A 21,314-nucleotide genomic window follows, 5' to 3' on the forward strand; every position below is an offset into this window, starting at 1 on the left:
ATCAAGCCTCGACGACCAGATCTTCGACGGACTTGGCCTGGCACGCCAAGATGATGCCCCCCGATTTGTCGTCCTCGGTCAGGGCATCCTGGACTTCCATCGTGACGCGCCCCTCCAGCAGATGTGTCTTACAGATCCCGCAGATGCCGGCGCGGCACGAATAGTCGATTGGCACACCGATGCTTTCGGCCACCTCGAGAACACTCCTGTTCGGAGGCAGTGCCGCGACCTTGCCTGAGGTCGCAAAGCGGATAGTCGCAGTCGCCGGACCGATGGCGACAGCGGCCTGGCCGCGCGCCGCAGACTCGGCCGTTTGCGCCCCGGCAGCGATGCTCGTTGGCGGAGGAACGGCCCCACGCGCGGGTCCGAACGCTTCTGTCCTGATCTGTTCGGACGGCACCCCGAGCTCGCGGAGGATCGTCTTGAGGGCCTCCATCATCCCCGGTGGACCACACAGATGAACGCGTCGCTTGACCAGGTCCGGCACCGCCCGTCTCAGAAAGTCGGCCGTGATCCGGCCCTCACTTCCCATCCATGATGTGCCGGATGCCCGCGCCATGGTCGCGACGACGTGCAGATTATTCATTCGCCTCTGCAGGTATTCCAACTCGTCACGGAAGATGAATTGCTCGGTCGTCTGTGCGCCATAGACCAGATAGATCTGGCCAGACCATGCGATGTCGGAGAGATAGCGGATCGCCGCCATCAGCGGGGTGATGCCGACCCCGCCGCCGATCAGGACCACGCTGTCGGCTTCGACCCCGGTGAAGGTGAAGGCTCCCGAGGGGGCCATGACCTCCAGGAGGTCTCCGGTCTTCACATTGCCGTGCATGTAGTCAGACAGCAGTCCACCGTCTTCGCGCTTGATCGTGGTCTCCACAAAGGCGGTCTGTGCGGCGGACGACGCGATCGTATAGGAACGCCTGACAACCTTTCCGCCGATCTCGATGGCATAGGTCAGAAACTGGCCCGGCAAGAATGAAAATGGAATCGCGCCACCATCTGGGACCTGCAGACGGAACGTCTTGATGTTCGGGGTCTCCCGATAGATCGCAGAGACCCTTAGCTTGCCTTTCCAGGGTCCGCTCGCTTTGGCCGGCTCGCGATGAGGGCTCGGCTCTGGAGAACGCGCCTCTGCCGTTTGTCGGGCCGGCGCGACGCCCGCCCTTGCGTCTGGATGACGTCCTGCCCCACTGGCGCCCGGTATCTCGATCGCCGGCATGGAAGCGGGCGACACCGGCACGGGCCCGCGCGTCAATCGATCAACAAGCGCATTCGCGCGACGCATGCGCGCCATATGGATGGCGAGCATCCCCGACGAGAAGATCGCCAGCAGCGCCATAGTGGTCACGTGAAACCAGGAAATTCCCAACATGCCGTCCGCGTCCACCACAGCAGGCTGAGGCGGCAGGTTCATCTGTTCCTTGAGCCAGCTTTGCGCAATCTGTTGGGGAGACCTTCCTTCGTTCAGCGATCGCAGCACGGTGACGCCGCTCTGCACCCCATTGAGCGAGTCGCGAATCCGGCTCGCTACCCGATCTGCGCCAACAATATCGCCTGCGGCGATGGCATGGCGCAGGTCCATTTCCGACTCCGAGATACGATCGACCTCGCCGTTGATCCATCCACGCGCCCGGAATTCCAGATTTTTTCGTTGCTCGGCGGATAGCGCCGGCATGTCCATCAATGACGGGTAGAACTCCTTGCGCGGCCTCCCCATCATGTCGCCCATTCCGCTCATCATGCCCGTCGCATCGCCACTTGACGGCGCACCGGCCGCATGGTTACCGGCCGATCCGTCCGACTGCGACGGCGCATCACTGCCCGAGCCGGAGGCTTCGGGATGGTGCGCCGAGTGTCCCTCCTCCGCCTGAGCCGACTGCCAGCTTCCGTCGGCCTGCCGGGCAGAGCGCTTTGCATCGAACCGCACGTCCGATGCGAGCGCGGCGTTGGCTGCCAGCGCTCCCATCAGCAGGGCGAACACACAGAGGCCATGTCGACATTGAAAATGCGATCCGAATCCAGACATGGCTTCTGCTTCCGCAAACGGCCGTCAGAACGTGGCGATCAGAGACAGCAGGACCGCGTCTGCGGTCTGTCTTTGGCTCTCGTTCAGCGACGCATACAGCCGCGTGAAGGCCGAGCGAGCTGATTTGATCGCCTCCAGACGCTCGGACAGATGTCGCTCGTAATGGTCGAGCCGATCGATGCTCCCCAGCCTGTCATCCATCGCGACCATCTTACGCGCTTCCAGGAGATGCTGCCGGCTTGAACGCAGCGCATCCGCCAGATTATTCCAGTCGGCGATCTGCCCGTCGTTGATCTGCAACTCGGCCTTCAGGAAGGCGATCCTTCCTTCAAGGCGTTCCGTCACGTCAGCCGGGCCGCTCACCGCATTGCCGCCGGCGGACGGGTTCATCTGGCCGCGCATCATCTTCTCCATCATTTGCATCATCTGCATCATGTTGGAGCCTTCCTGGCAGCCAGCGCCTTGGCAGTCCCGCATCTGGCTTTGCGGCTGCATCTTCATCTTATCGTCGTTCATGCGACCGCCGCCCATACCGCCGCCCATGGCGTTCGGCTGGCCACTGGGCTGTCCCATGTTCATGTTGGCGCTTGGATCGGATTTCTTCGACATCTTGTCGTCGTCCATCATCGCGAGCTGCACACGATCGGTGGCGCGCGCCGATGCCAGCCCGAACGGCGCCAGAACGAGAACGGCAAGCGCCGCGCTCATAACAACATTTCTCCGGTGGTCCATGGTCATTCTCCAGTTTTGATACGGATGGTCATCCGCTCTTTGATCCGGCGGTGAGTTTCGGTCGGTACGGATCAAGGCATATAGACGCGCGGCGCCTGCGACTCTTACGCGTGCTTGTCTCTCAAAAGCCATCATCCGCTCACCTCCACGCTTCCCCCGGGCGAATGGCTTCTGTCGACGCGCTTGGACCAGGTTCGGTAGTAGGCGACGATCGTCATGATCCAGAGGCCTGCGGCGCCCACCATAAGCTGCGCCAAAACTCCCTCCGATCCGAACTCGAGCACAAAGTGTGCGACGAAGGAGAGAAAGAGGCCGACGCAAAACACAGGCAGCGATTGCTGGCCGCATCTGATCAGCGGCTGCAGCAACGGCGACTTCAAACCCGGCCAATCGATTGGCACGAGCGAGACCACGATCAACAGCAGGCTCGCGAGATGAACGACCCGGTAAGGGCCCAGGTTGGTCTTGTCGTTTGGAATGAACACGCCGGCGAGATCATCGGGAACGTACTCACGCAGCTCCGGGATGCGCTCAGCCAGCGTCATCGCGAGCGCGAACAGCAGAAACCCGGCACTCAGGATGAAGAGCGTGCGGGATGACAGCAGCCACCGGCTCGCCGCGGCCCCTCCCAACGCCAACCAGGCTCCAAACACAAACAGCAATTGCCAGGCAAACGGGTTGAAATACCAAACGCCGGCCGGATAGGACGGCAAGTTCCAGCCATAATGCCTGACCGCCAGATAGAGGCCGATCGAGCCGATCATCACCGCATTGCGCCACCGCAGCATGAACCAGAGGACGATCGGGAACGCAGCCATCAGCACGATGTAGAGCGGCAGCACATCGAGATTAAGCGGCTTGAACTTGAGGATCAGGCCCTGCGCGAGGGTCTCGACTGGAAACTTCATCAGCGGGGCAACGTTGAACTGATCCATCAGGTGAAGTTCGTCGAACCGGTGGGCGACATAGTGCACACCGGTGAGATAGAGTACGAAGAGCAGCAGGTGGGCCACATAGAGCTGCCACACCCGCCGCAGCAGCCTTGTTGCACCGATGACAAAGCCGCGCTCCATCATCATGTTGCCGAAGACGAAGGTCGCCGTGTAGCCCGAGATCAGCACAAAGAGATCAGCGCCGTCGCTGAAGCCGTAGTTTCGCGTCGTGAACCAGGCGAGCACCGAATCCGGAATGTGTCCGAGAAAGATCAACCAGTTTGCCAGTCCACGAAACAGATCCAGCCGGATGTCGCGCTCCGGCTTCACCAGCACCGACCTGATCGTGATGGTCTCCCAGATACGACGGCGCAGGAGAAACGCGACCTGCAGGGGCCGGCCGGAGACATGACCGATAGTCTCGTCAGTCAAAGGGGATCCTCCATTCTGCGACATGCATTGAGGGTTTCGATCGCTTTGCGATTTGCTCGCCGTTCACTGGCGCGGCACGCTAAGTCGCGTCATTGATGCTTGTTTGACGGATATCAAATAGCCACGACGCGCTAGCCAAATCTTTTTGTAGCTCAGTCGAGTAATGAACCGAGGCGGCCGCCGTCCTCAATACGGTCCACACCGTTGCGTCTCTCAGCAATATCTCTCGTTGAACCGACAACAGCCTCGCTGCGCAAAATAGTGAAATTTCGGCAAGCGCGACGCTCGGATTGAGTAAGAAATGCAGGCCGTCCCCGTCGCAGGCGGCGCCGGCGCGATCAATAACAGGTCATTCGGTCCCCTCTCAGGCGCGATTGCACGACGAGATGGTGAGCTCGACTTGGTCTTCGCGACAGACGCCGCCGCAAATGCGGAGATTCTGGCCGATGAATGCCGCTCTCGACTTCCCACGAAGAATGGAATTTATTTTTGTAAGAAGATCGAGATTTTCCGTCACCCGCAGCAAGCGCAACGATCTGCGCATCGGCGCACGGAAGCACGCGTGGTGACGTTTGATCTTTCTCAACCAGCGCCGGCTTCTCTCGGGTTTTGTTGCTGCTCAATCAAGCCACCGGGACTTGATTGCTGCTTGCACAAATTCAAACAGGAGAAACCAGAATGCGTCGCTACAAATTTGTTATTGCCGCTGCCGCGGCCATGACCTTCATCACGCTGCCTGCAATAGCGCAGACCAACACCTCCGATGAACAGAACGGCCATCATTACTCGGGCGGACCGAAGACCGAAGTCCCGCACCACATGGGCAAAAAGGAGAGCGACGCCGGGTCCAACAGCGGCTCAGGCGGCAGCCATCACTACGAGGGCGGACCGAAGACCGAGGTCCCCCATCACATGGGGCCAAAGAAGCCGCAATGATGATCGAGCTGTGGCCCCGTAAGCACGCGGGGTCACTGCCTGCTCCGTTCGGACAGGCAGATGAGCTGATCGGGGCCCATGCTATGTCGCGTCCGCCGGCATGGTTGATTTGTTCGCCGCGATGAATCTTGCGGCGAGGACCAGCGCTCCCATTGAGAAGTCCTTGCCATGCGCGGCGATCATCCGTTCGGAGAGTTCTGCGAGCTCCTTAAAGAATTGGTCCTTGCTCTCTTGCTCCGCTGATGCGCCTGCGTCTGTCATCGGGTCCTCCCTTCGATTCTTGTCAAGCACTACGCACCGTCCTTCGCTTCTGATGGTGCGCTCTCGATTTGGGTCATGATCCGCTGCAGCCCTCCGACACCGGATACAAATCCTCGCTCCGCATATGCGATGTGCGATTGCAGAGAGTCCCAAAGGTCAACCCGAAGCAGCCGGAGCGGGTCACCCGAGAACGTCTCGATCGCCTGCAAGCCGAACTGATGATCAAGGCTCAGACCATGCAAGACGAAATCGGCGAGTTCGCGGGCATGGGTTTCGACAAACGGACGCAGCAGTGGATGGGCGCCGTAGACAATGCCACGTCCTCCGAGCTCACGTTCGATGAACCCGACGAAATGCTCGACCAGAATGGTCTGGCTTTCGCCGGTCACGCGCAGCACGAAAGCGAAATCACGATCGGCGCGCGCCAGAAGCTCCGACGCGACCAGGCCGGCGGCTCTCGCCCCTTCCCGGACCTGTCCTCGGTGCGGCACGTCGCTCATCCTGGGGCTCGGCCACTCGCTCACGGCCTCGATCGATATTGATGCAGCTTGCGATACAGCGTGCTGCGGGACACGCCCAGCTTCTCGGCAGCGGCGGTGACGTTGCCACCCGCAGCGGCGAGCGCGCGTTCGATTGCGCGCCGCTCCATTTCGTCGAACCGAGCCACTTCGTCGTCCGGGGCAGCCTTACGCTCAGACAACGGCTTCGCGGGTGTCGCGGGAGCGTCCGCTTCAAACATATCTTCCGGCAGATCCTTGAGCGTCACCGGATCGCCGACCGACATCAGCACCAGGGTCTCGACCAGATTGCGCAATTCCCGCACATTCCCCGGCCAAGAGTAGTGCTGCAGGAAATCAAGACATTCCCGCTCAAACCGCAGCGGCTCGCGATTGTAGGACCCGGCGAACTGACAATTATAGTGATCCACCAGAATCTCGACATCACCGGCACGCTCCCGAAGCGGGGGAATCGTGATCTTGACCGCGCCGATGCGGAAATAGAGATCCTTGCGAAACCGCCCGTCGGCCACCTCCTGCTTCAGGTTTCGGTTGGTCGATGCGACCAGACGGACGTCGACAGGTCGCAGCTTCGACTCGCCGAGCCGGCAGACGGCGCGCTCTTCCAGCACCCGAAGCAGATAAGGCTGCAGCTCGAGCGGCATTTCACCGATTTCGTCCAGGCTGAGCACGCCGCCATGTGCGAACTCAAATCGCCCGGGCCGTCCTTCGCGCGTGGCTCCTGTGAATGCCCCCGGAGCATGCCCGAACAATTCGCCGCCGAGGAGCTCGCGTGAGACCGCACCACAATTGAGTGCGACAAAAGGCTCCTTGCCTGACTTCGCGCCGACGGCATGCACCAGGCGGGCAAACAGCTCCTTACCGACGCCGGTCTCGCCCTCGAGCAGGATCGGCGTCTTGCCCAGCGCAGCGCGCTCAGTCCTGTCCACGGCCTGCAAGAGCGCCTCGCTGCGCCCGACAATCGCGACGCGGGCCGCCGTCCCGGCCAAGCTCCCGCCAGTTGCCGTCTTGACGGCTGGCGACCGCGGTTTCGCAGGAAGTACGAGCATCGCACCTCGCGCCACCCCGTCGATCGCCAGCGGCTCGATCCGCTGCTCGCGTAGCGCCTCGGGCAGATCCTTGGCGATCTCTGCTGGTACGACGCCATCACGATCTGCGAGAAGCCTGGCACCGACACGCAGGTCCGATGCCGGCGCCACCGCCTTCCAGCGCGTCGAGGCGATGTCATTGTGATGAACAACGCGACCAAAGCGATCGAGAATCACGACGCCATCGGCGCTTCCCGTTCCCGGCAAACGTTCCAGCCCAGCTTCGAGCAGGCGCAGTCGTTCGATGCGGATTCTTTCCGCCAGCGTGAGCTCGATGTGCCCCGCTGCGATCACAGCCAGCGCTACATTGTGTCGGTGAAAGATCGCCTGCGGACCGGAGAAATCGATGATGCCGATGATGCTTCCGTCGACCGGACTGCGGATCGGGCAGCCGACGCAGGTCCACGCTTTGATGCCTTCCGAAAAATGCTCGGCGGCGTGGACGTGAACCGGTTTGCCCGTGATCAGCGCGGTGCCGATTCCGTTGGTCCCGGTCACCGCCTCGCCCCAGGCCGCACCCAACTCCAGGCGGATATCATGCCCGGACTCGATCGTCCGCTGATCGCCCCCGACATCGAGAACGACGCCATTCCTGTCAGTAATGACCACCATGGTGGCGGCGTCGCCGAGGACCTCGGCCACTCGGCGCAGCGTGTTCGCGCTGGCGCTGAGCAGGTCCTCATTCTTGAGGCGCAGTTCGTGGATATTGTCAGCCGAGACGATCAGACTGCTGCCCCGACAACGCGCATCGACGCCGGACTGTACGCTGCGTTGCCACGACTCCTCGATGACGCCCCGCACGGATGCACCGCCCCTGCGGAGGTCACCCGACGTCACAAAGGATTCCCAGGCCTTGCTGGTCTGCCGCTCGTTATAAGGATGCCCCTCATCCGCGTCCCAGGCGCTCGCCTGGTCGCCGGGAATGTGACTTCCGTCGAAGCCAAATGGCGGCTTTGCCATGAGAAGATCCGTCAACATCGCAACACCCACCGCCGGACCGCCCGGCCTTACGACACCGGCGCAATGATCCAGACTGGTTGGACCACTGCCGCAACGGTCGCTTCCATTCTCCGGCGCCATGACATCATACGAACGACCATCGCATGCCCGCCGAAGCCTGATCATCTCCGAGCCACGACATCGTTATTTGTAGCTCGGCTTCTGGCGCTCGCTTCAAGCTCGTGACGTCGTGTCTGCGCGCGTCAGACTCATCGGACCTCGCGATCGGCCGCATTATCCTCCACCGCGCGACAGCACCTGGATGCCAAGCCGAATTGCTACCTCCTGCTCCAGGCATTCTTCCGCAGCCTCATCCGGGACGTGCAGCCCTTCGAGGTCTGCCAGTGCAGCATGAAGCTGGTTGTCGAGCGGGTCAAACAAACCATTTTGTGATGTTGCAAGTGCGAGACGCCGTGCAGGGCCGCGTCCTCGCAATTCTCCGACGAAATGGAGCTGCCGTCCCGATGCGAGATCAGCAACAACGATGCGCCCGTTCAGGCTGATCCTCACATAGGGCGAGACTTCGGAAGACGCCCTGCTGGGCGGTGTATACCACAGCTTGCCCGATGCCTCCGGCTGCGGTGCAGCGACCGGATTGCGCATCGCCTGCCACCGTCCGCCCGTGAGTTGGTTCGCGATCTTGTCGATCGTCGCCCTGTTGGTCTGGATGAACTCCTTGGCCGCAACATCTTCCTTGCGGGGTCCATCCCGCTTCGAGATGATCTCCACCATACACGTTTCCTCCACCCTGTTCCGGTTACGGCTGCGGGGGTTGCTAGATTCCCCTTGTCTTGATCATCGCCGGGACTGTCCCAGTCTAGTCCCTTCCACTCTTTTGTCACTCGCTCATCGCGAATCCTGAGGCATCACATCCGCACGTGCTTCCGCCTAAGTGCCGCTCACGCACGCCCCAGCCTCTCGGCACCGCCGCCGAGCGCCGGACCAGCCGTCGGATCGATGAACTCGGGCCTGTCGGCCACCAGCGTATTCGTGGTCAGAACGAGGGTAGCAACCGACGCCGCATTGCGCAGAGCCGTGTAGGTCACGCGGACGGGATCGATGATTCCTGCAGCAATCATGTCAGTGAAGGTGCCGCTGGCCGCGTCGAACCCAGTCCCCGCTGGAGCTCCGACCAGTTCCGCCACAATCCGTTCGGGATTGTGGCCGGCATTGCGGGCAATAAAGGCCGCCGGCCGCGAGAGCGTATCGCGAACCAGGCCGATGCCCGCACCGAGATCACCGTTGATGTTGCCGAGCATCCTGGTCACGACCGGCGCACATTGAGCCAACGCGGTGCCGCCGCCTGGGACGATCCCCTCCTCCACCGCGGCACGCGTCGCACTGAGCGCATCGTCGATCAGCTGGATGGTCCGCTTCTGCTCGACCGGCGTAACGCCGCCGGCAAAGATGATCGCCGTGCCGCCGGAGAGCTTGGCCAGTCGCTCCTTGAGCTTGTCCTGCTCGATGTTCGGTGGGGCGAGCTCGTATTGCCTGGTCACCTGCTGGCGCCGCGCCGCGATTGCCAGCTCGCTACCGCCACCACGGACGATCACGGTTTCGCGCGCACTTGCCCTGACCTGCCGCGCCGTGCCCAGATCTTCCAGAGCGACCTCTTCCAATTTGCCACCGAGATCGCGCGCAATCACCCGGCCGCCCGTAATGATGGCGAGGTCGTCCATCATCGCTTTCCGCCAATGGCCGTAATCGGGGGGATTAACCACCAGCACCTTGCCTCGGTTACCCTCGCCCAGCAGTGTCACGACGACCTCAGGCGAGATCTCCTCGGCGACGATCACGAGCGGCCGCTTCGTCGCCTCGACCGCCGCACGAATGCCCGCAATCTCCGCGGGGTTCCTGAGTTTCAGGTCGGTGAGCAGAATGTACGGCCGGTCGAGCACCGCCTCCATCTTCTCGACGTCCGTCACCATGTGGTGCGAAATATAGCCCCGATCGAACGACATGCCCTCGACCACTTCGAGGGTGGTCTCGGTCGTAAGCCCATAGTCTGAGCTGATGATCCCGTCCTTGCCGACACGTTCCACAGCCTCGGCGACCAACGCTCCGAGATGGGCATCCGTTGCCGCAATTGTCGCGACCGCCTGCAGGGTCTTGCGGTCCGTAACCTCAACGGCGCTCTTCTTCAACGTCTCGACCACCAACTCGACCGCCTCGTCGATCCCCTTGCAGAGATCGACCGCCTTGGCGCCGCGCTCGAGCGCGGTCACGCCCGCCTGGATGAACCCGTTGGCGAGCACCATGGCGGTCGTCGTACCGTCGCCGGCCACCTCGTTGGTCTGCATGGACACCTCGCGTACGACTTGCGCGCCCATGTTTTCGAAACGGTCCGGCAGCTCGATCTCGCAGGCAATGGTGACGCCGTCGCGCGACACGATCGGCGTGCCGACGGGACGGTCGACCATCGCATTCATCCCCTTCGGGCCTAACGTCGGCTCGACCGCCGCCGCCAACTTCTCGACTCCTCTCGCGAGCGCACGACGCGCCTCGATCGCATGCAGCAGCGCCTTTGGCATGATTATCCTCCCGAATGCTTTCTATTGGTTATTTCGTCGTGCGCGCACGACGCCGCCTCGCGTTGTTCATGCGTCCAAAGGGAGCGTCTCGATCCTCTCAACCGAAGATGCAGCGACTCCGCCTTGCTCCGATCGTGCTGTCACCCGCGGCTTCCCGCAGCTCGCGCCACAGCCTCCGCAATGCCCGCCGTCCGCCGCTGCGGCCTGACCGGCGCCCGCGTCTCCCTGCCGGTATCGCGCGTCGAGCAGCCCTCGACAGAGCGCGCTGTTGAACTCCATGTTGATCCTGACGCCCCTGAGCTTCCGCAAATGCGCGGCCAGTTCGAGCCGTTCGATCGGCTGCCCGGCCCAGGTGACGAACACACGCGACTCAGCATGAGCGGCGAGGCCCCGTTCAGCCAGGATTTCGAGATAGCGCCGCTTGTGGCGAGCCGCGTCTGCGCTACCCAGCGTGACGCGATCCAACCACTTCAAATCCATGTCGGTGATGGCCTGATCATCATATCCCGCGTCCTTCAAAGCCAGGATCACGGCCTCCTGTCGTCGCTGGAAGGCCTTGCGCCGGAACGTCTCCCGCAGCTCCTCCAACGACTCTCCCGGTGCGAACTCGCGCAGCGCCTCCTGGAATGACAGGCCAAGCGCCACCCCGCGGTTGATCTCGTCCGCCACCATGTGGTCTTCCAGACGAAGTCGTACCTGCCGGACCCAGGGCAGTGCGAGCGCCGCACGACGCATGTCGTCGGCCATCAGGAACGCGAAGTTCGCCGCGCACCAGAAGGAGGGAAGTCGAAAATCGATATCGACTGCTCCGGCATCATCGATGGCAATGCGCTCGACGAATCCGAGCTCCGTCACAGGCTCGTCGAGTTCCGGGTCCGTCACCAGAGCAAGGCGTGCCCACACCTCGCTCACCCGTTGATCATCCTGCTGATTGTTCCGCATGCGACTACTCGGCAGCTGCCACTCGAACCTGCTGATCGAGCTTGGCCTTTTGGGCCTCGACGTCGATGCCGTAGAGCCGCGCGGCGTTCAGTCCCAGGATCTTTCGCTTGGCCTGCAGCGACAGGTCGACGCCATGCTCTTTCCTGATATCTTCCGGAATCTCGAAGCTCCAGAATTTCTCGACCAGCCATCGCGGCGTCCAGATCGCGTAATCGCTGCCGAACAACAGCTTGTCTTCGCCGAGCCAGAACAGGAGCTCGCTGATCACCTCCGCAAAATAGCGTGGCCGGCTGTGAATGAAGGGCAGCGCCACCGCGAGCCCGCCATAGACATTGGTCTCCTGCACGGCGATCCAGCAAAAATCGTCCAGCCGCGGCAGCCCGCAATGCTCGATGATGAAGTTCAGCCCCTGGAAGTCGGTCGCGGCATGATCGACGTCGTGCACGTCGAAAGCGTCCTTGTCGAGCGGGATGATGGTCGGGCCCTTGTGGACATGAATATTGGTAATGCCGAGCTTCTGGCAGAGCTCGAGGCACCGGTAAGCGTTTGCATCCGTCAGTTTCCAACCGCGCGATTCACCCTTCCATTCCGCGGTGTAGAGCTTCACACCCTTGATGCCGAATGTTTCCTTCATGTAATGGATATATTCGAGCGCGCGCTCGCCGTCGCGGGGATCGAACGCCCCATTGACGATAAAGCGGTCCTTGTATCGCTTCGCCATCTCCGCGTTGCGATCGATCGTGTTGAAGCCGTTCTTGTAAAATTCGGTCAGATAGGTCGACTGCACGATCGCCATGTCGTCCGGCCCATCGACGAACAGATCATTGTACATCTGCTCGGCGCTGTACTTTTCGAACTGCTCCTTCGGCCATAATTTTTCCGGTGGGCTGAGCGACGTGTGATAGGCATAGAAGCAATCGATGAACTGCTTGCCATGGATGTTGAGCTGATTGGCTGGGCTGCCGTCCCAGAAATGGGTGTGCCCGTCGACGACGAAGACCTGCTCTCCGTTGGGAGCTACGAACATGATGTCCTCCTCCGAGGCTCGTGATGCTGCGCTTTGATCGGTATGGATAACGAGGGCGGAGCCTTCGGGAATGCCCGGCTTCGCCCTCCAGGCGAGGACGCCATCGTCACTCGATATATTCGAACACTTCCTCCATGTTACCGAACAGCGTCACGGTGTTGTCGTCGATCCGCACCATGCGGCCGTAGTGGGTCGACGTGTTCACCTCGAAGATCTCGGCCGTCATCTCCTTGCCAAGGATGTCGCTGATCTCATCCATCTTGAACACCAGCTTGCCTTCACCGTCGATACGGATCAGAGCCGGCTGGTAGGTCACGGTCACATTTGGCTTCTTGGCCATGAACTCCGCGATCGCGCGAGCTTCCACGCTGTCGTTCATGGTGACGCCGCACTGGTGAGAGATTGTCTGCTCGAAGACGATGTCTTTCATCTTGTGAAAGATGTTCTGATTGGTCGCTGCTCGTGATGCCACTGACATTGTCCTTCACTCCTTCGGTGCGGCGAGGCCGAGCTCGACCAGGATTTTCTTGAGGCGCTCGATCGACTGATCCCTTGCGTCGGCATATTGCACCGGCTTGGAATGTGGCTGCGACCAGATGGGTTGCAGGCCGGCCGCCGCCTTTCGCGCGAGCGCGACGTGCTTGCCCAACCAGCTCTGGAACAATCCCTTGTTGTGCTGCGCGTGCTGATTGTCCGTCACGAGCAGATGGAACAGGTCGATCGCGTTGGCGAGATTTCGCTCGTAGTTGGCCTCGGCTGCCGAGATCACCGACGGCGTCATGAAATCGCCGTTCGAGGAGGCTACCTGCATCAGGAAGCCGCTCCGGAACAATTCGCCGACCAGCGGCTCGAAGACGAGATTGATGGCAAAATATTGCTCGAGATAGTCGGTCGCTCCCATGATGGATTCGACCGCCTCGCGCGTGCCCTGCCAGGTCCGGTCCTCCAGCCACGCCCGCTTGCCGGCGGCATCGTCGAAGCCCGGAATGTCCATCCCGATTTCCGCGAGATAGAGCGTGATGTCCTGCGCCAGGCGGTGCTTGTAGGAAGAATTGGTCAGCGTGGCGTTGTTGATCATCTGCGTGTAGCCGTAGCGCTGCGCCTGCATCAGCGACGTCGCCAGGCCGAACTCGGCATGCTTCCAGGCACCGAGGTGGTTCTGAAGGATCTTGATCCAGGCCTTGTCGAACAGCTGCGTTGCTCCGGATTTGCGCCCGTTCGCAATCACTGACTGAACCATCGCCTCGATCTTGGACTGCCGCTGATAGTGGGTCCGCTCCCACTCCTGGTCCGGAGCCCGGAACGCGTGCCAGTTCGAGCTCAGAGCGGCGGTGTTGTCCTTGGTGTAGGCTCCTTTGCCATTCGGAAAGGAGATGATCCAATCCTGGAGCAGATAGCGCTCGGGATCCGGCTGCACGTCGACCGTGACGTCCTCGTAATGCGTTGCCCGCTTTCCTCTCGGCTCGAAATAGCGGTAGCGGCGGCTGTCGGAGTCTGGAAACACTGCGGCGCCGGCCGCGCCGGATCGCACTGCAGGACGTTGCACGGCATTCATCGTATTCCTCCCTTGGTTGATGAATTGTCGGTTTGTTGCGTTCGCTCCAGCCGATCAGGTATTGGCCGGCGTGAACTTGTCGAAGAAGATGCGCTCGGCATCGACGCCGCTGATCTGCAGAACCGGAGTCAGCGCGTCGATCATCGGCGACGGACCGCAGGCATAGACATCCGCGTCATCACCGCCTCCCACGCTGCGCAGATGCGCGTGAACGACCTCGTGCACGAAACCGCGCTGGCCCTCCCACGCCTGGTCATCTGCCGCATGCGACAAAACCGGAATGAAACTGAAGCTGGGACAGGCGGCTGCAATGGCCGCGAAGCGGTCCAGATAAAACAGATCGTTGCGCGTGCGCGCGCCGTAGAAGAAGCAGACCTGACGGTCTTCCCCCGAAGCAAGGTGATCCTGCAGGATCGACCACAGCGGCGACATGCCCGATCCGCCGCCGACCAGGATCATGGGTCCGGTTCGCCGTTCGCGGCGGAAGCAGGTGCCGTAGGGTCCTTTGAGTCTGATTTGGGCTCCGACCTCGAGCTCTCCGTCGAGCCTGGAGGAGAACCGTCCGTTGGGGTATTTTTTGATGATGAAGCTGAGCGCTTGGCTTTCGCTCGGCGGATTTGCCATGGAAAACGAGCGCGTAATCGCCTCTGATCCCGGGAGCGTGATGTCGACATACTGCCCCGCCCAAAACTTCAGGGGTTCATCCAGCGCAACATCGAGGCGGCGGATATCGTGGGTCAGGGCCGTGACGCTCATGACCGTCCCGCCGAACTCCCTGACGGGAATCGATTTGGACAGCACCTCCTCATCGTAGTTGAGCAGGTCGACCTCAAGATCGGAATAGGCCAAAGTCCGGCATAGCAGGATATAGTCCTGTCCGCGCTCCATCTCGTTCAGTGCGAACGTCGAGTACTTCTTAAGCTCGATCTCTCCCTGGACCAGGACGCTCTTGCATGCGGAGCACTGGCCTTCCTTGCAGCCATGCGGCAAGGCGATTCCCTGTCGAAACGCAGCATCCAACACGGTCTCGTTCTCCTCGACCTCGAACTCAATCCCGACCGGGTTTAGACGAACAACATTGGCAGGCGCGCCCATAGGCTGCTCCTCGACGCAGATGGATGCTGGGCTTTTCGAGAGCCGCGAGCGTGGGAGGGAAGGAGCCGGTGAGGCCGGCTCCTTCGGTGATGCTCAGTTGCAACGGTTGATGGTGAATCCCTTGCGGTAGTCCGCGAGATGCGCCTCACGCTGATCCGGCGTCATCTCCCGCAAGGTGATCAGCGGGCTCTTCAGCACATGGCCGCGGACATCGTCGAGGGTCCACATCTCCTTCTGGTCGAAGCGAAGATGCGGCTGCGCGACGAGCGTCTTGCCGTCGGTGCGAACGAAGCCGAGATCCTTGATGGCGTCGGCAAGATCCCAGTTGTGGTAGCAGCTTTCCCATTCGCGACGTCCACTGAACCGTCCCATCGCCGGCGTCGGGCGCCCCTGGTATTCCCCGGCGAACGCCTCGACCGCGGTCCAACGATCGAGCTCATGCGCGAAGGTGTAGAGCTTGCCGTCGATCTCATCCGTGACCATGTCCTCGCGGATCAGGCAAGGCACCAGGCACGACCAACACCGATGTGGATAGACATAACCGACATCACTGTTGAACAGGATATTGGTCTGGCCGCGGTGCGACAGCTTCTCGTACCACTTCCAGAACTCGCCGAACTGGGCGTACCAGCCTGGATATTTATGCTCGAACCATTCGAAATCCTTGTCGGTCTGGGCCTCGATGCGCCAGAAATTCGCCGACCAGCCGACCGCGAAGAATTGCGCGACCCTGTGGACGTAGTGCTTCTCGGTCAGGCGCTTCCAGGCGGTCTGCACGTCATCATGATGGATCTTGATGCCGTATTTCTCGAGCGGCAGCATGTAGGTCCGGTAGTAATCCTCGAAGATCCAGCGGTGCCACATCTCCGCATAGGATTCCTTGTTCTTGTCGCGGTTGGTGGTGCCGTATTCGATGAAAGTTCCGATCGCGGCGTCGACAATCGCATGGTTCTGCCAGAACGCGTAGCGGAGGTCACGCTCGATCAGGAGATGGTTCTCCGGCTCCTTGAGCATCGACATCAGCATGGAATGACCATTGCCGATATGACGGCTCTCGTCGGACTGCACCGACAGGAACACGGTCGGCAGCGCATAGTCACCGTTGCGTGCGGCCTCTGACGGCATCGCTACGAACAGCGTGTTGGTGAATGCGGTCTCGGCAACCACCGTCAGGTAAATGTTGGCCGATGTGATCGCGTCACCCGTGATGAATCCCTCGCCGAACTGCCGCCCGATCGTGGTCGCGTAGCACTTGCCGAACGCTTCCTCGGTAATGTCGAAGCCGGCCGGATCGATGTAGTTCTCCATGTACCATTTCTTCAGGTTCATCTGGATGGTCGAGTGGCGGAACTCATCGACCATCTGCATGGTGAAGCCGGTCCTCAAGTCTTCGCCCGGAGCGAGCCGGCCGACCATCGCCATCGAGCGGGCCGCCGAGATTTCCGGGAACGGGATGATGGCGAGGAACAGCTTCATCCATTCCACCCATCGCGGCTCGACGTTGCGGAACATGTCGCCGCGGAGCGCTGCATCGAGCGCGCCGTAAACCCGATTATCCTTCTCCTCCTGCATCGGAAAGTAGGATCGCAGGACCTGCTTCATCGGGTCCTTCGGCGCCTTGGTGATCTTGTAGTCGGTCGGGAAGGTCATCGCCTCCTGGACGTAGGACGGATTCCATCCGAGATCGGCGATCCGCTTGGCCGCCTCAGCGACGGGAATGCCGCGCTGGGCAGTGATCTTGTTGAGTGTCAAAGTTCCGGACATCTATTCTTTCCTCCTGCTCACGTCAGAGACCACATCGATATGCCACCCGACAGGAACCTGATCGGACCGGGCGGCGCTTACCCGCGCATCGCGGGCAATGTTGCGACCGCTCGCGCGGCCGCACGCTGCATATCGGCAAGGGTCTCGGAACGGCGGGCACAGGCTTTGGGATGACTTGCGATCCCCGGAGCCTCGCTGCTCCTCGATCCCAATCGGTCACCGCCGCTGCTGCGTTCTCTGCCTGGGCGTCCCTTCCCTCGTTCTTGTCGCGACCTGCTGAGATGCGCGGTCGCCGTTTTTCTCTTGCCCTTGCGTTAAGCAACGGACGTGCCACACCCGCTTCTGAGTTGGTCTTGTTAGTTATCAGCCGAAAGGCCGCAGAACGGATGGTCGTGTGGCGTGGAAAGGATCGACGTCGCAGCGCCGCGAGACGCAAATTGCGACAACAATCGCAAATTGCGACTCAGTCTCACACGCATGCGCATCAGCCGCGCCGCACCATTTGCAACGCAGCATCGACATATTGGCAAGGAGAGATGAGTGAGGAGCCCTGTCCAATCGGCGTCACAGAACGCTCGCGACCAGAGGCATAAGGCAACTACGGAGCGCATCGCGCGCGGCCATCGCGGACGTTCCCGCCCGCGATGGATTGGCACGGCGACATCACGGAATCAGAACGGCGCGCCCGTGAATCTTGCCAGCATTGAGATCATGCAGCGCCTGATTGGCGTCGGCGAGACGATATTCGGTCGTTGCCAGCTTGACGAAGCCGCGATCAGCCAACGCCATCAATTCGGTCAACTCCGCCCAGGTGCCGACCAGGTTTCCGATGATGTTTTTCTCGGTGATGACCATGTCAACGGTGGGAACGCGAATGTCTTCGCCATAGCCGACAACATAGTAGCTGCCCATGGCACGCGTCATCGCGAGTCCCTTGGCGGTGGTGCCTTTCTCGCCGACGAAATCGATCACCGCTTCCGCGCCGTTACGGCCGGTGAGATCGAGCACGGCCTCCACCTCGTTGCCGTCGGCTCTGACGAGATGATCGGCGCCGGAGGTCTTGGCGAGCTGGAGCGATGCCTCGGACTTGTCGACGACAACGATATCGGCTGCGCACATGGCCTTTAGACATTGAATCGCAATATGACCGAGCCCACCTGCGCCGATCACCACGCAGGTCTCACCCGGCAGCAAATGGCGCGTCGCCTTTTTCACCGCGCGATACGCGGTCAGGCCAGCGTCCGCATAAGGCGCGACGTCCTTCGGCGAAAGCGTGCGCGGCAACGGCACGATGTTGCGCTCCGAGGCGCAGAGAAACTCGGCATAGCCGCCGTTGCAGTCAAGACCAGGGAAGCTTCCCGGCCCGTGCATGTCGAAGCCGCGACGGCAGGCCAGGCAGGTCCCCCCGGTGATCTTTGGATGGACGATCACCGGATCTCCCTTCTTGAGACCCTCGACCTCCTTGCCGACATCTTCGATCCATCCGGCGTTCTCATGCCCCATGATCAGCGGCAGCAGCTTGTCTCCAGTCGGATCCATGTGGGGCTTCCACACTCCTTCGACGATATGAAGATCGGTGCGGCACACACCGGCGCCGCCGATACGCACGATCACGTCGGTCGATTTGGTCAGCTTCGGATCGGGAACGCGTTCCTCTTGGACCCATCGCTCTCCCGACAATTTCTCATCATACGCTCGCAAGACTTGGGCTCTCATGTCATCCTCCGTCTAGCCGGCGAGATCTGCGCTCGCCCTGGCGGAGGATGACGTCAGCATTTTTCGTGCCAATGGAGTTCCGATGCGGCGCAACGGATCGCCGGTGCAATCGAGCGAGCCCTTCGCGACGAGGACGAAAACGGGTCAGCCGATCTCCGCACGTAGATTGGCCGCCGCCTCGCACATTGCCTTGAGCTTGCCGAACGCCGTTGCGCGCGGCATGTATTTCATTCCGCAATCCGGTGCAGGTATCAAGCGATCGGCCGCCACGTATTTCAACCCGTTACGAATGCGGTCCATCACTATCTCGACGCTTTCTATGTTTGGGTCGCCAAGATCCAGCACACCGAGCATGATTTTCTTCGACGAGAGGTCCTGCAGCACGCCGAGGTCGAGCTTCGGCTGTGCAGCCTCAATCGAGATCTGATCGGCGATGGTATCGTCGAGCTCAGCCAGGAAGGAATAGCCGGCCGGCTTGTTCGATCCCGGCACGACCGCGGCATAACCGAAGCAAAGGTGCACCACCGTCGGAACGGTGACGCCCTTCAGCGCGCGGTTGATCGCCTTCACGGCATAGCGCCTGGCGAGCTCCGGATTGTTGCGCACCCAGGGCTCGTCGAGCTGGATCACGTCCGCGCCCGCCTTTTGCAGGTCAAGCGCCTCGGCATTGACGGCCTCCGCGAAGGCCATCGCGAGCTCTTCGTCGTCCTTGTAGAACTCGTTCTTCGCCTGTTGACTCATGGTGAACGGGCCCGGCAGGGTGATCTTCGCGGCGCGATCGGTGTTTCTGCGCAGGAACTCCATGTCGCGCAGTTCCACAGGTTGCCTGCGTTTCACTGGCCCCACGACGCGCGGCACAGGGGTCTGGGTGTTGCCGGTGCGCGCGGTGATCATCGCGGGATTGTCGGCATCGATCCCTTCAAGGGCCGTCGCGAAGCGGTTCGAATAGCTCTCCCGCCGGATCTCGCCATCGGTCACGATGTCGATACCGGCGCGCTCCATGTCGCGGATCGCGACGATGGTCGCATCATCTTGCGCCTGCTCCAGATGCTCCGCAGGCAACCGCCACATCGCATGCATGCGCGTGCGTGGCACCGACTTCGACAGCATGGCGCGGTCCACCAGCCATTCCGGCTGCGGATAGCTGCCGACGACGGTGGTCGGCAGGACATGTGTTGGCAGCGGCACGAGAGGTCTCCTTATACTTGGTGAAGGCGGTACTCAGGCCGCGCGGGTGGCAGCGCCGGGCGCCTCGTCCTTCACCGGATTGCGCAAAATACCGATCCCGGAAATCTCGATCTCGACGACGTCGCCGCCTTTCATCCACAGCGGCGGATTGCGATAGGCCCCGACGCCGCCGGTCGTGCCAGTGACGATCACGTCACCGGGCACGAGCTCGGTGAATGTCGAGCAATAGGCGATCAATGCCGGCACATCGAAGACGAGATCCGAGATCGGCGCCTTCTGCACCTCGACGCCGTTGAGCCGAGTGATCAGCGTCTGCTTGCTGATGTCGGTCAATTCGTCCGTGGTGACCATCCAGGGCCCGAAGCCGCCTGTGCCGACGAAGTTCTTCCCGGGCGCGAATTGTGAGGTATGCCGCTGCCAGTCGCGGATGCTGCCGTCATTGTAGCAGGCGTAGCCGGCGATATGACTGAAGGCCGTCTCACGTGGAATGCGGCGGCCGCCCGCGCCGATGACGACCGCCATCTCGCCTTCATAGTCGAACCGCTCGGATTCCAGCGGGCGGATCAGGGGCTGCCCGCTGCCGACCTGGCTGTTGGCAAAGCGGGTGAAGATCATCGGGTGCGGCGGCGTGGGATGGCCGCTCTCGGCCAGATGTGTCGCGTAGTTGACGCCGATGCAGAGGATCTTGTCCGGGTTAGGAACGGTCGGCAGCAAAGTCAGCTCATCGAGCGCATAGTCAGGCTGCTGGTCCACGAGCGTCTTCAGTTCGTCGACCGAAGATTTCGTGAGCAGATCCTTCAATGTCGGGACCTTGAGGCGCTTGCCCGCATCGATCACGCCCCGGTCGGTGACGATGCCGTAGCTCGCTGTGCCAGCGTGGGTGAAGCTCGCGATTTTCATGGCCGGTTACTCTCTTCAATGCAGGAAACGTAATCTTGAATTGGGAGTGCGATCGCGCCGTTGCGGATCGGAACGCATTGCGGCGGAAAGTCCTGCCGGAAGCGCGCGCCATTCGCCTCAGCGCGATCGAGAAAGCGCTCCAGATGGTCCATGGCGCCCGTGGGCAGATCGTGCAACACCAGCAATGTCCACGGCTGCCGGCTGCACTGGTCGAGCGCACGCTCGGTCCATCCATCCGGATCGTCCCAGTCACGTGGAATCGCGTTCCAGAGCACGCAACTATGCGCGTTGCGCACGAGATGATCGACCACGGACGGCTTCAACAGCCGCGCATCGAGATTGCCGCCGCCACCAAATGGCCGGAACCAGCGTTGCGGATGCGCGAGATCGCCGATCGCAGCCTGTGTGCGGCCGATTTCGTCCGTTGCCGCATCGCGGTCCGGCTGCTCGCCGAGCGGAATGCTATGCTTGAAAGTATGATTGCCGATCCAATGGCCCTCCCCGTGCGCACGAACTGCAAGGGCGCGTCGCTCCGGATCGGCAAGCTTCTCGCCAATGACGAAGAAGGTGGTCTTGAGCCCGCGTGCGCCGAGGATATCGAGCACGCGCGGTGTCACAACAGGATCAGGGCCGTTGTCGAAGGTCAGGGTCAGATCGTACACGCTGATA

General features: G+C 61.5%; 19 protein-coding genes. 1 reads left to right on the forward strand and 18 read right to left on the reverse strand.

Annotation, left to right across the window (positions count from 1 at the left end):
* Nucleotide 1 precedes the first annotated feature (1 nt).
* From BRAS3843_RS07825 to BRAS3843_RS07835, 3 genes are read right to left on the reverse strand one after another with little or no spacing between them, the layout of a single operon-like run.
* A complete protein-coding gene (locus BRAS3843_RS07825) occupies nt 2–2,029 on the reverse strand; it encodes a 2Fe-2S iron-sulfur cluster-binding protein (RefSeq protein WP_035981087.1) in 2,028 nt (675 codons plus the stop codon).
* 24 nt (nt 2,030–2,053) lie between these two features.
* Nucleotides 2,054–2,896 carry a Spy/CpxP family protein refolding chaperone gene (locus BRAS3843_RS07830; RefSeq protein ID WP_244425161.1) on the reverse strand — a complete coding sequence of 281 codons (843 nt, stop codon included), beginning with the start codon at nt 2,894–2,896 and terminating at the stop codon, nt 2,054–2,056.
* Nucleotides 2,893–4,044, reverse strand: a complete 1,152-nt coding sequence (locus BRAS3843_RS07835) for an OpgC domain-containing protein (RefSeq protein WP_244425168.1) — start codon at nt 4,042–4,044, stop codon at nt 2,893–2,895. Before BRAS3843_RS07835 ends, BRAS3843_RS07830 begins: the two co-directional genes overlap by 4 nt.
* A gap of 759 nt (nt 4,045–4,803) precedes the next feature.
* Here BRAS3843_RS07835 and BRAS3843_RS07840 point away from each other — a divergent pair.
* Nucleotides 4,804–5,061 (forward strand): hypothetical protein, encoded by a 258-nt coding sequence (locus BRAS3843_RS07840; protein ID WP_008968267.1) that lies wholly within the window; start codon nt 4,804–4,806, stop codon nt 5,059–5,061.
* A gap of 81 nt (nt 5,062–5,142) precedes the next feature.
* Here the strand turns inward: BRAS3843_RS07840 and BRAS3843_RS07845 are convergent, their stop codons facing one another.
* The 15 genes from BRAS3843_RS07845 to BRAS3843_RS07915 all read right to left on the reverse strand — a co-directional run bounded on the left by BRAS3843_RS07845 (nt 5,143) and on the right by BRAS3843_RS07915 (nt 21,307).
* The gene (locus BRAS3843_RS07845; protein WP_244425162.1) at nt 5,143–5,352 is read right to left on the reverse strand and encodes a hypothetical protein; all 210 of its coding nucleotides are present in this window, start codon (nt 5,350–5,352) and stop codon (nt 5,143–5,145) included.
* Nucleotides 5,352–5,720 carry a hypothetical protein gene (locus BRAS3843_RS07850; RefSeq protein ID WP_244425164.1) on the reverse strand — a complete coding sequence of 123 codons (369 nt, stop codon included), beginning with the start codon at nt 5,718–5,720 and terminating at the stop codon, nt 5,352–5,354. The genes BRAS3843_RS07845 and BRAS3843_RS07850 overlap by 1 nt, the downstream gene beginning before the upstream one ends.
* Before the next feature lie 122 nt (nt 5,721–5,842).
* Entirely contained in the window at nt 5,843–7,888 is a 2,046-nt protein-coding gene (locus tag BRAS3843_RS07855) for a sigma-54-dependent Fis family transcriptional regulator (RefSeq protein ID WP_244425166.1), read from the reverse strand.
* 273 nt (nt 7,889–8,161) lie between these two features.
* A complete protein-coding gene (locus BRAS3843_RS07860) occupies nt 8,162–8,659 on the reverse strand; it encodes a hypothetical protein (protein ID WP_008968271.1) in 498 nt (165 codons plus the stop codon).
* Between the two features lie 167 nt (nt 8,660–8,826).
* Nucleotides 8,827–10,458: a molecular chaperone GroEL gene (locus tag BRAS3843_RS07865; RefSeq protein WP_008968272.1), complete on the reverse strand. Its 1,632-nt coding sequence runs from the start codon at nt 10,456–10,458 to the stop codon at nt 8,827–8,829.
* A gap of 66 nt (nt 10,459–10,524) precedes the next feature.
* Complete coding sequence (locus BRAS3843_RS07870) at nt 10,525–11,400, reverse strand: iron-sulfur cluster assembly protein (RefSeq protein ID WP_008968273.1); 876 nt, start codon at nt 11,398–11,400, stop codon at nt 10,525–10,527.
* Nucleotides 11,401–11,404: 4 nt separating this feature from the next.
* Complete coding sequence (locus BRAS3843_RS07875) at nt 11,405–12,427, reverse strand: amidohydrolase family protein (RefSeq protein WP_008968274.1); 1,023 nt, start codon at nt 12,425–12,427, stop codon at nt 11,405–11,407.
* 106 nt (nt 12,428–12,533) lie between these two features.
* Complete coding sequence (locus BRAS3843_RS07880) at nt 12,534–12,905, reverse strand: MmoB/DmpM family protein (protein ID WP_008968275.1); 372 nt, start codon at nt 12,903–12,905, stop codon at nt 12,534–12,536.
* A gap of 6 nt (nt 12,906–12,911) precedes the next feature.
* Nucleotides 12,912–13,982 carry an aromatic/alkene monooxygenase hydroxylase subunit beta gene (locus tag BRAS3843_RS07885; RefSeq protein WP_008968276.1) on the reverse strand — a complete coding sequence of 357 codons (1,071 nt, stop codon included), beginning with the start codon at nt 13,980–13,982 and terminating at the stop codon, nt 12,912–12,914.
* Between the two features lie 54 nt (nt 13,983–14,036).
* Nucleotides 14,037–15,077, reverse strand: coding sequence for an FAD-binding oxidoreductase (locus tag BRAS3843_RS07890; RefSeq protein WP_008968277.1), 1,041 nt, complete (start codon nt 15,075–15,077; stop codon nt 14,037–14,039).
* Nucleotides 15,078–15,170: 93 nt separating this feature from the next.
* Nucleotides 15,171–16,841 (reverse strand): aromatic/alkene/methane monooxygenase hydroxylase/oxygenase subunit alpha, encoded by a 1,671-nt coding sequence (locus BRAS3843_RS07895; protein WP_008968278.1) that lies wholly within the window; start codon nt 16,839–16,841, stop codon nt 15,171–15,173.
* A gap of 663 nt (nt 16,842–17,504) precedes the next feature.
* Nucleotides 17,505–18,557: an NAD(P)-dependent alcohol dehydrogenase gene (locus BRAS3843_RS07900; RefSeq protein WP_008968279.1), complete on the reverse strand. Its 1,053-nt coding sequence runs from the start codon at nt 18,555–18,557 to the stop codon at nt 17,505–17,507.
* Nucleotides 18,558–18,701: 144 nt separating this feature from the next.
* A complete protein-coding gene (locus BRAS3843_RS07905; RefSeq protein WP_035981092.1) occupies nt 18,702–19,739 on the reverse strand; it encodes a cobalamin-independent methionine synthase II family protein in 1,038 nt (345 codons plus the stop codon).
* Nucleotides 19,740–19,778: 39 nt separating this feature from the next.
* The gene (locus tag BRAS3843_RS07910) at nt 19,779–20,645 is read right to left on the reverse strand and encodes a fumarylacetoacetate hydrolase family protein (protein ID WP_008968281.1); all 867 of its coding nucleotides are present in this window, start codon (nt 20,643–20,645) and stop codon (nt 19,779–19,781) included.
* Nucleotides 20,642–21,307, reverse strand: coding sequence for a polysaccharide deacetylase family protein (locus tag BRAS3843_RS07915; RefSeq protein WP_008968282.1), 666 nt, complete (start codon nt 21,305–21,307; stop codon nt 20,642–20,644). The genes BRAS3843_RS07910 and BRAS3843_RS07915 overlap by 4 nt, the downstream gene beginning before the upstream one ends.
* Between the last annotated feature and the right edge of the window lie 7 nt (nt 21,308–21,314).

The organism is Bradyrhizobium sp. STM 3843, assembly GCF_000239815.1.
Taxonomy (GTDB): Bacteria; Pseudomonadota; Alphaproteobacteria; order Rhizobiales; family Xanthobacteraceae; genus Bradyrhizobium.

Coding starts and splice junctions, on each gene's coding strand:
- BRAS3843_RS07875 (WP_008968274.1), bottom strand. CDS start 12,427: ATGTTCGTAGCTCCCAACGGAGAGCAGGTCTTCGTCGTCGACGGGCAC.
- BRAS3843_RS07885 (WP_008968276.1), bottom strand. CDS start 13,982: ATGAATGCCGTGCAACGTCCTGCAGTGCGATCCGGCGCGGCCGGCGCC.
- BRAS3843_RS07895 (WP_008968278.1), bottom strand. CDS start 16,841: ATGTCCGGAACTTTGACACTCAACAAGATCACTGCCCAGCGCGGCATT.
- BRAS3843_RS07855 (WP_244425166.1), bottom strand. CDS start 7,888: ATGGCAAAGCCGCCATTTGGCTTCGACGGAAGTCACATTCCCGGCGAC.
- BRAS3843_RS07825 (WP_035981087.1), bottom strand. CDS start 2,029: ATGTCTGGATTCGGATCGCATTTTCAATGTCGACATGGCCTCTGTGTG.
- BRAS3843_RS07865 (WP_008968272.1), bottom strand. CDS start 10,458: ATGCCAAAGGCGCTGCTGCATGCGATCGAGGCGCGTCGTGCGCTCGCG.
- BRAS3843_RS07830 (WP_244425161.1), bottom strand. CDS start 2,896: ATGATGGCTTTTGAGAGACAAGCACGCGTAAGAGTCGCAGGCGCCGCG.
- BRAS3843_RS07880 (WP_008968275.1), bottom strand. CDS start 12,905: ATGTCAGTGGCATCACGAGCAGCGACCAATCAGAACATCTTTCACAAG.
- BRAS3843_RS07900 (WP_008968279.1), bottom strand. CDS start 18,557: ATGAGAGCCCAAGTCTTGCGAGCGTATGATGAGAAATTGTCGGGAGAG.
- BRAS3843_RS07910 (WP_008968281.1), bottom strand. CDS start 20,645: ATGAAAATCGCGAGCTTCACCCACGCTGGCACAGCGAGCTACGGCATC.
- BRAS3843_RS07890 (WP_008968277.1), bottom strand. CDS start 15,077: ATGGGCGCGCCTGCCAATGTTGTTCGTCTAAACCCGGTCGGGATTGAG.
- BRAS3843_RS07870 (WP_008968273.1), bottom strand. CDS start 11,400: ATGCGGAACAATCAGCAGGATGATCAACGGGTGAGCGAGGTGTGGGCA.
- BRAS3843_RS07860 (WP_008968271.1), bottom strand. CDS start 8,659: ATGGTGGAGATCATCTCGAAGCGGGATGGACCCCGCAAGGAAGATGTT.
- BRAS3843_RS07840 (WP_008968267.1), top strand. CDS start 4,804: ATGCGTCGCTACAAATTTGTTATTGCCGCTGCCGCGGCCATGACCTTC.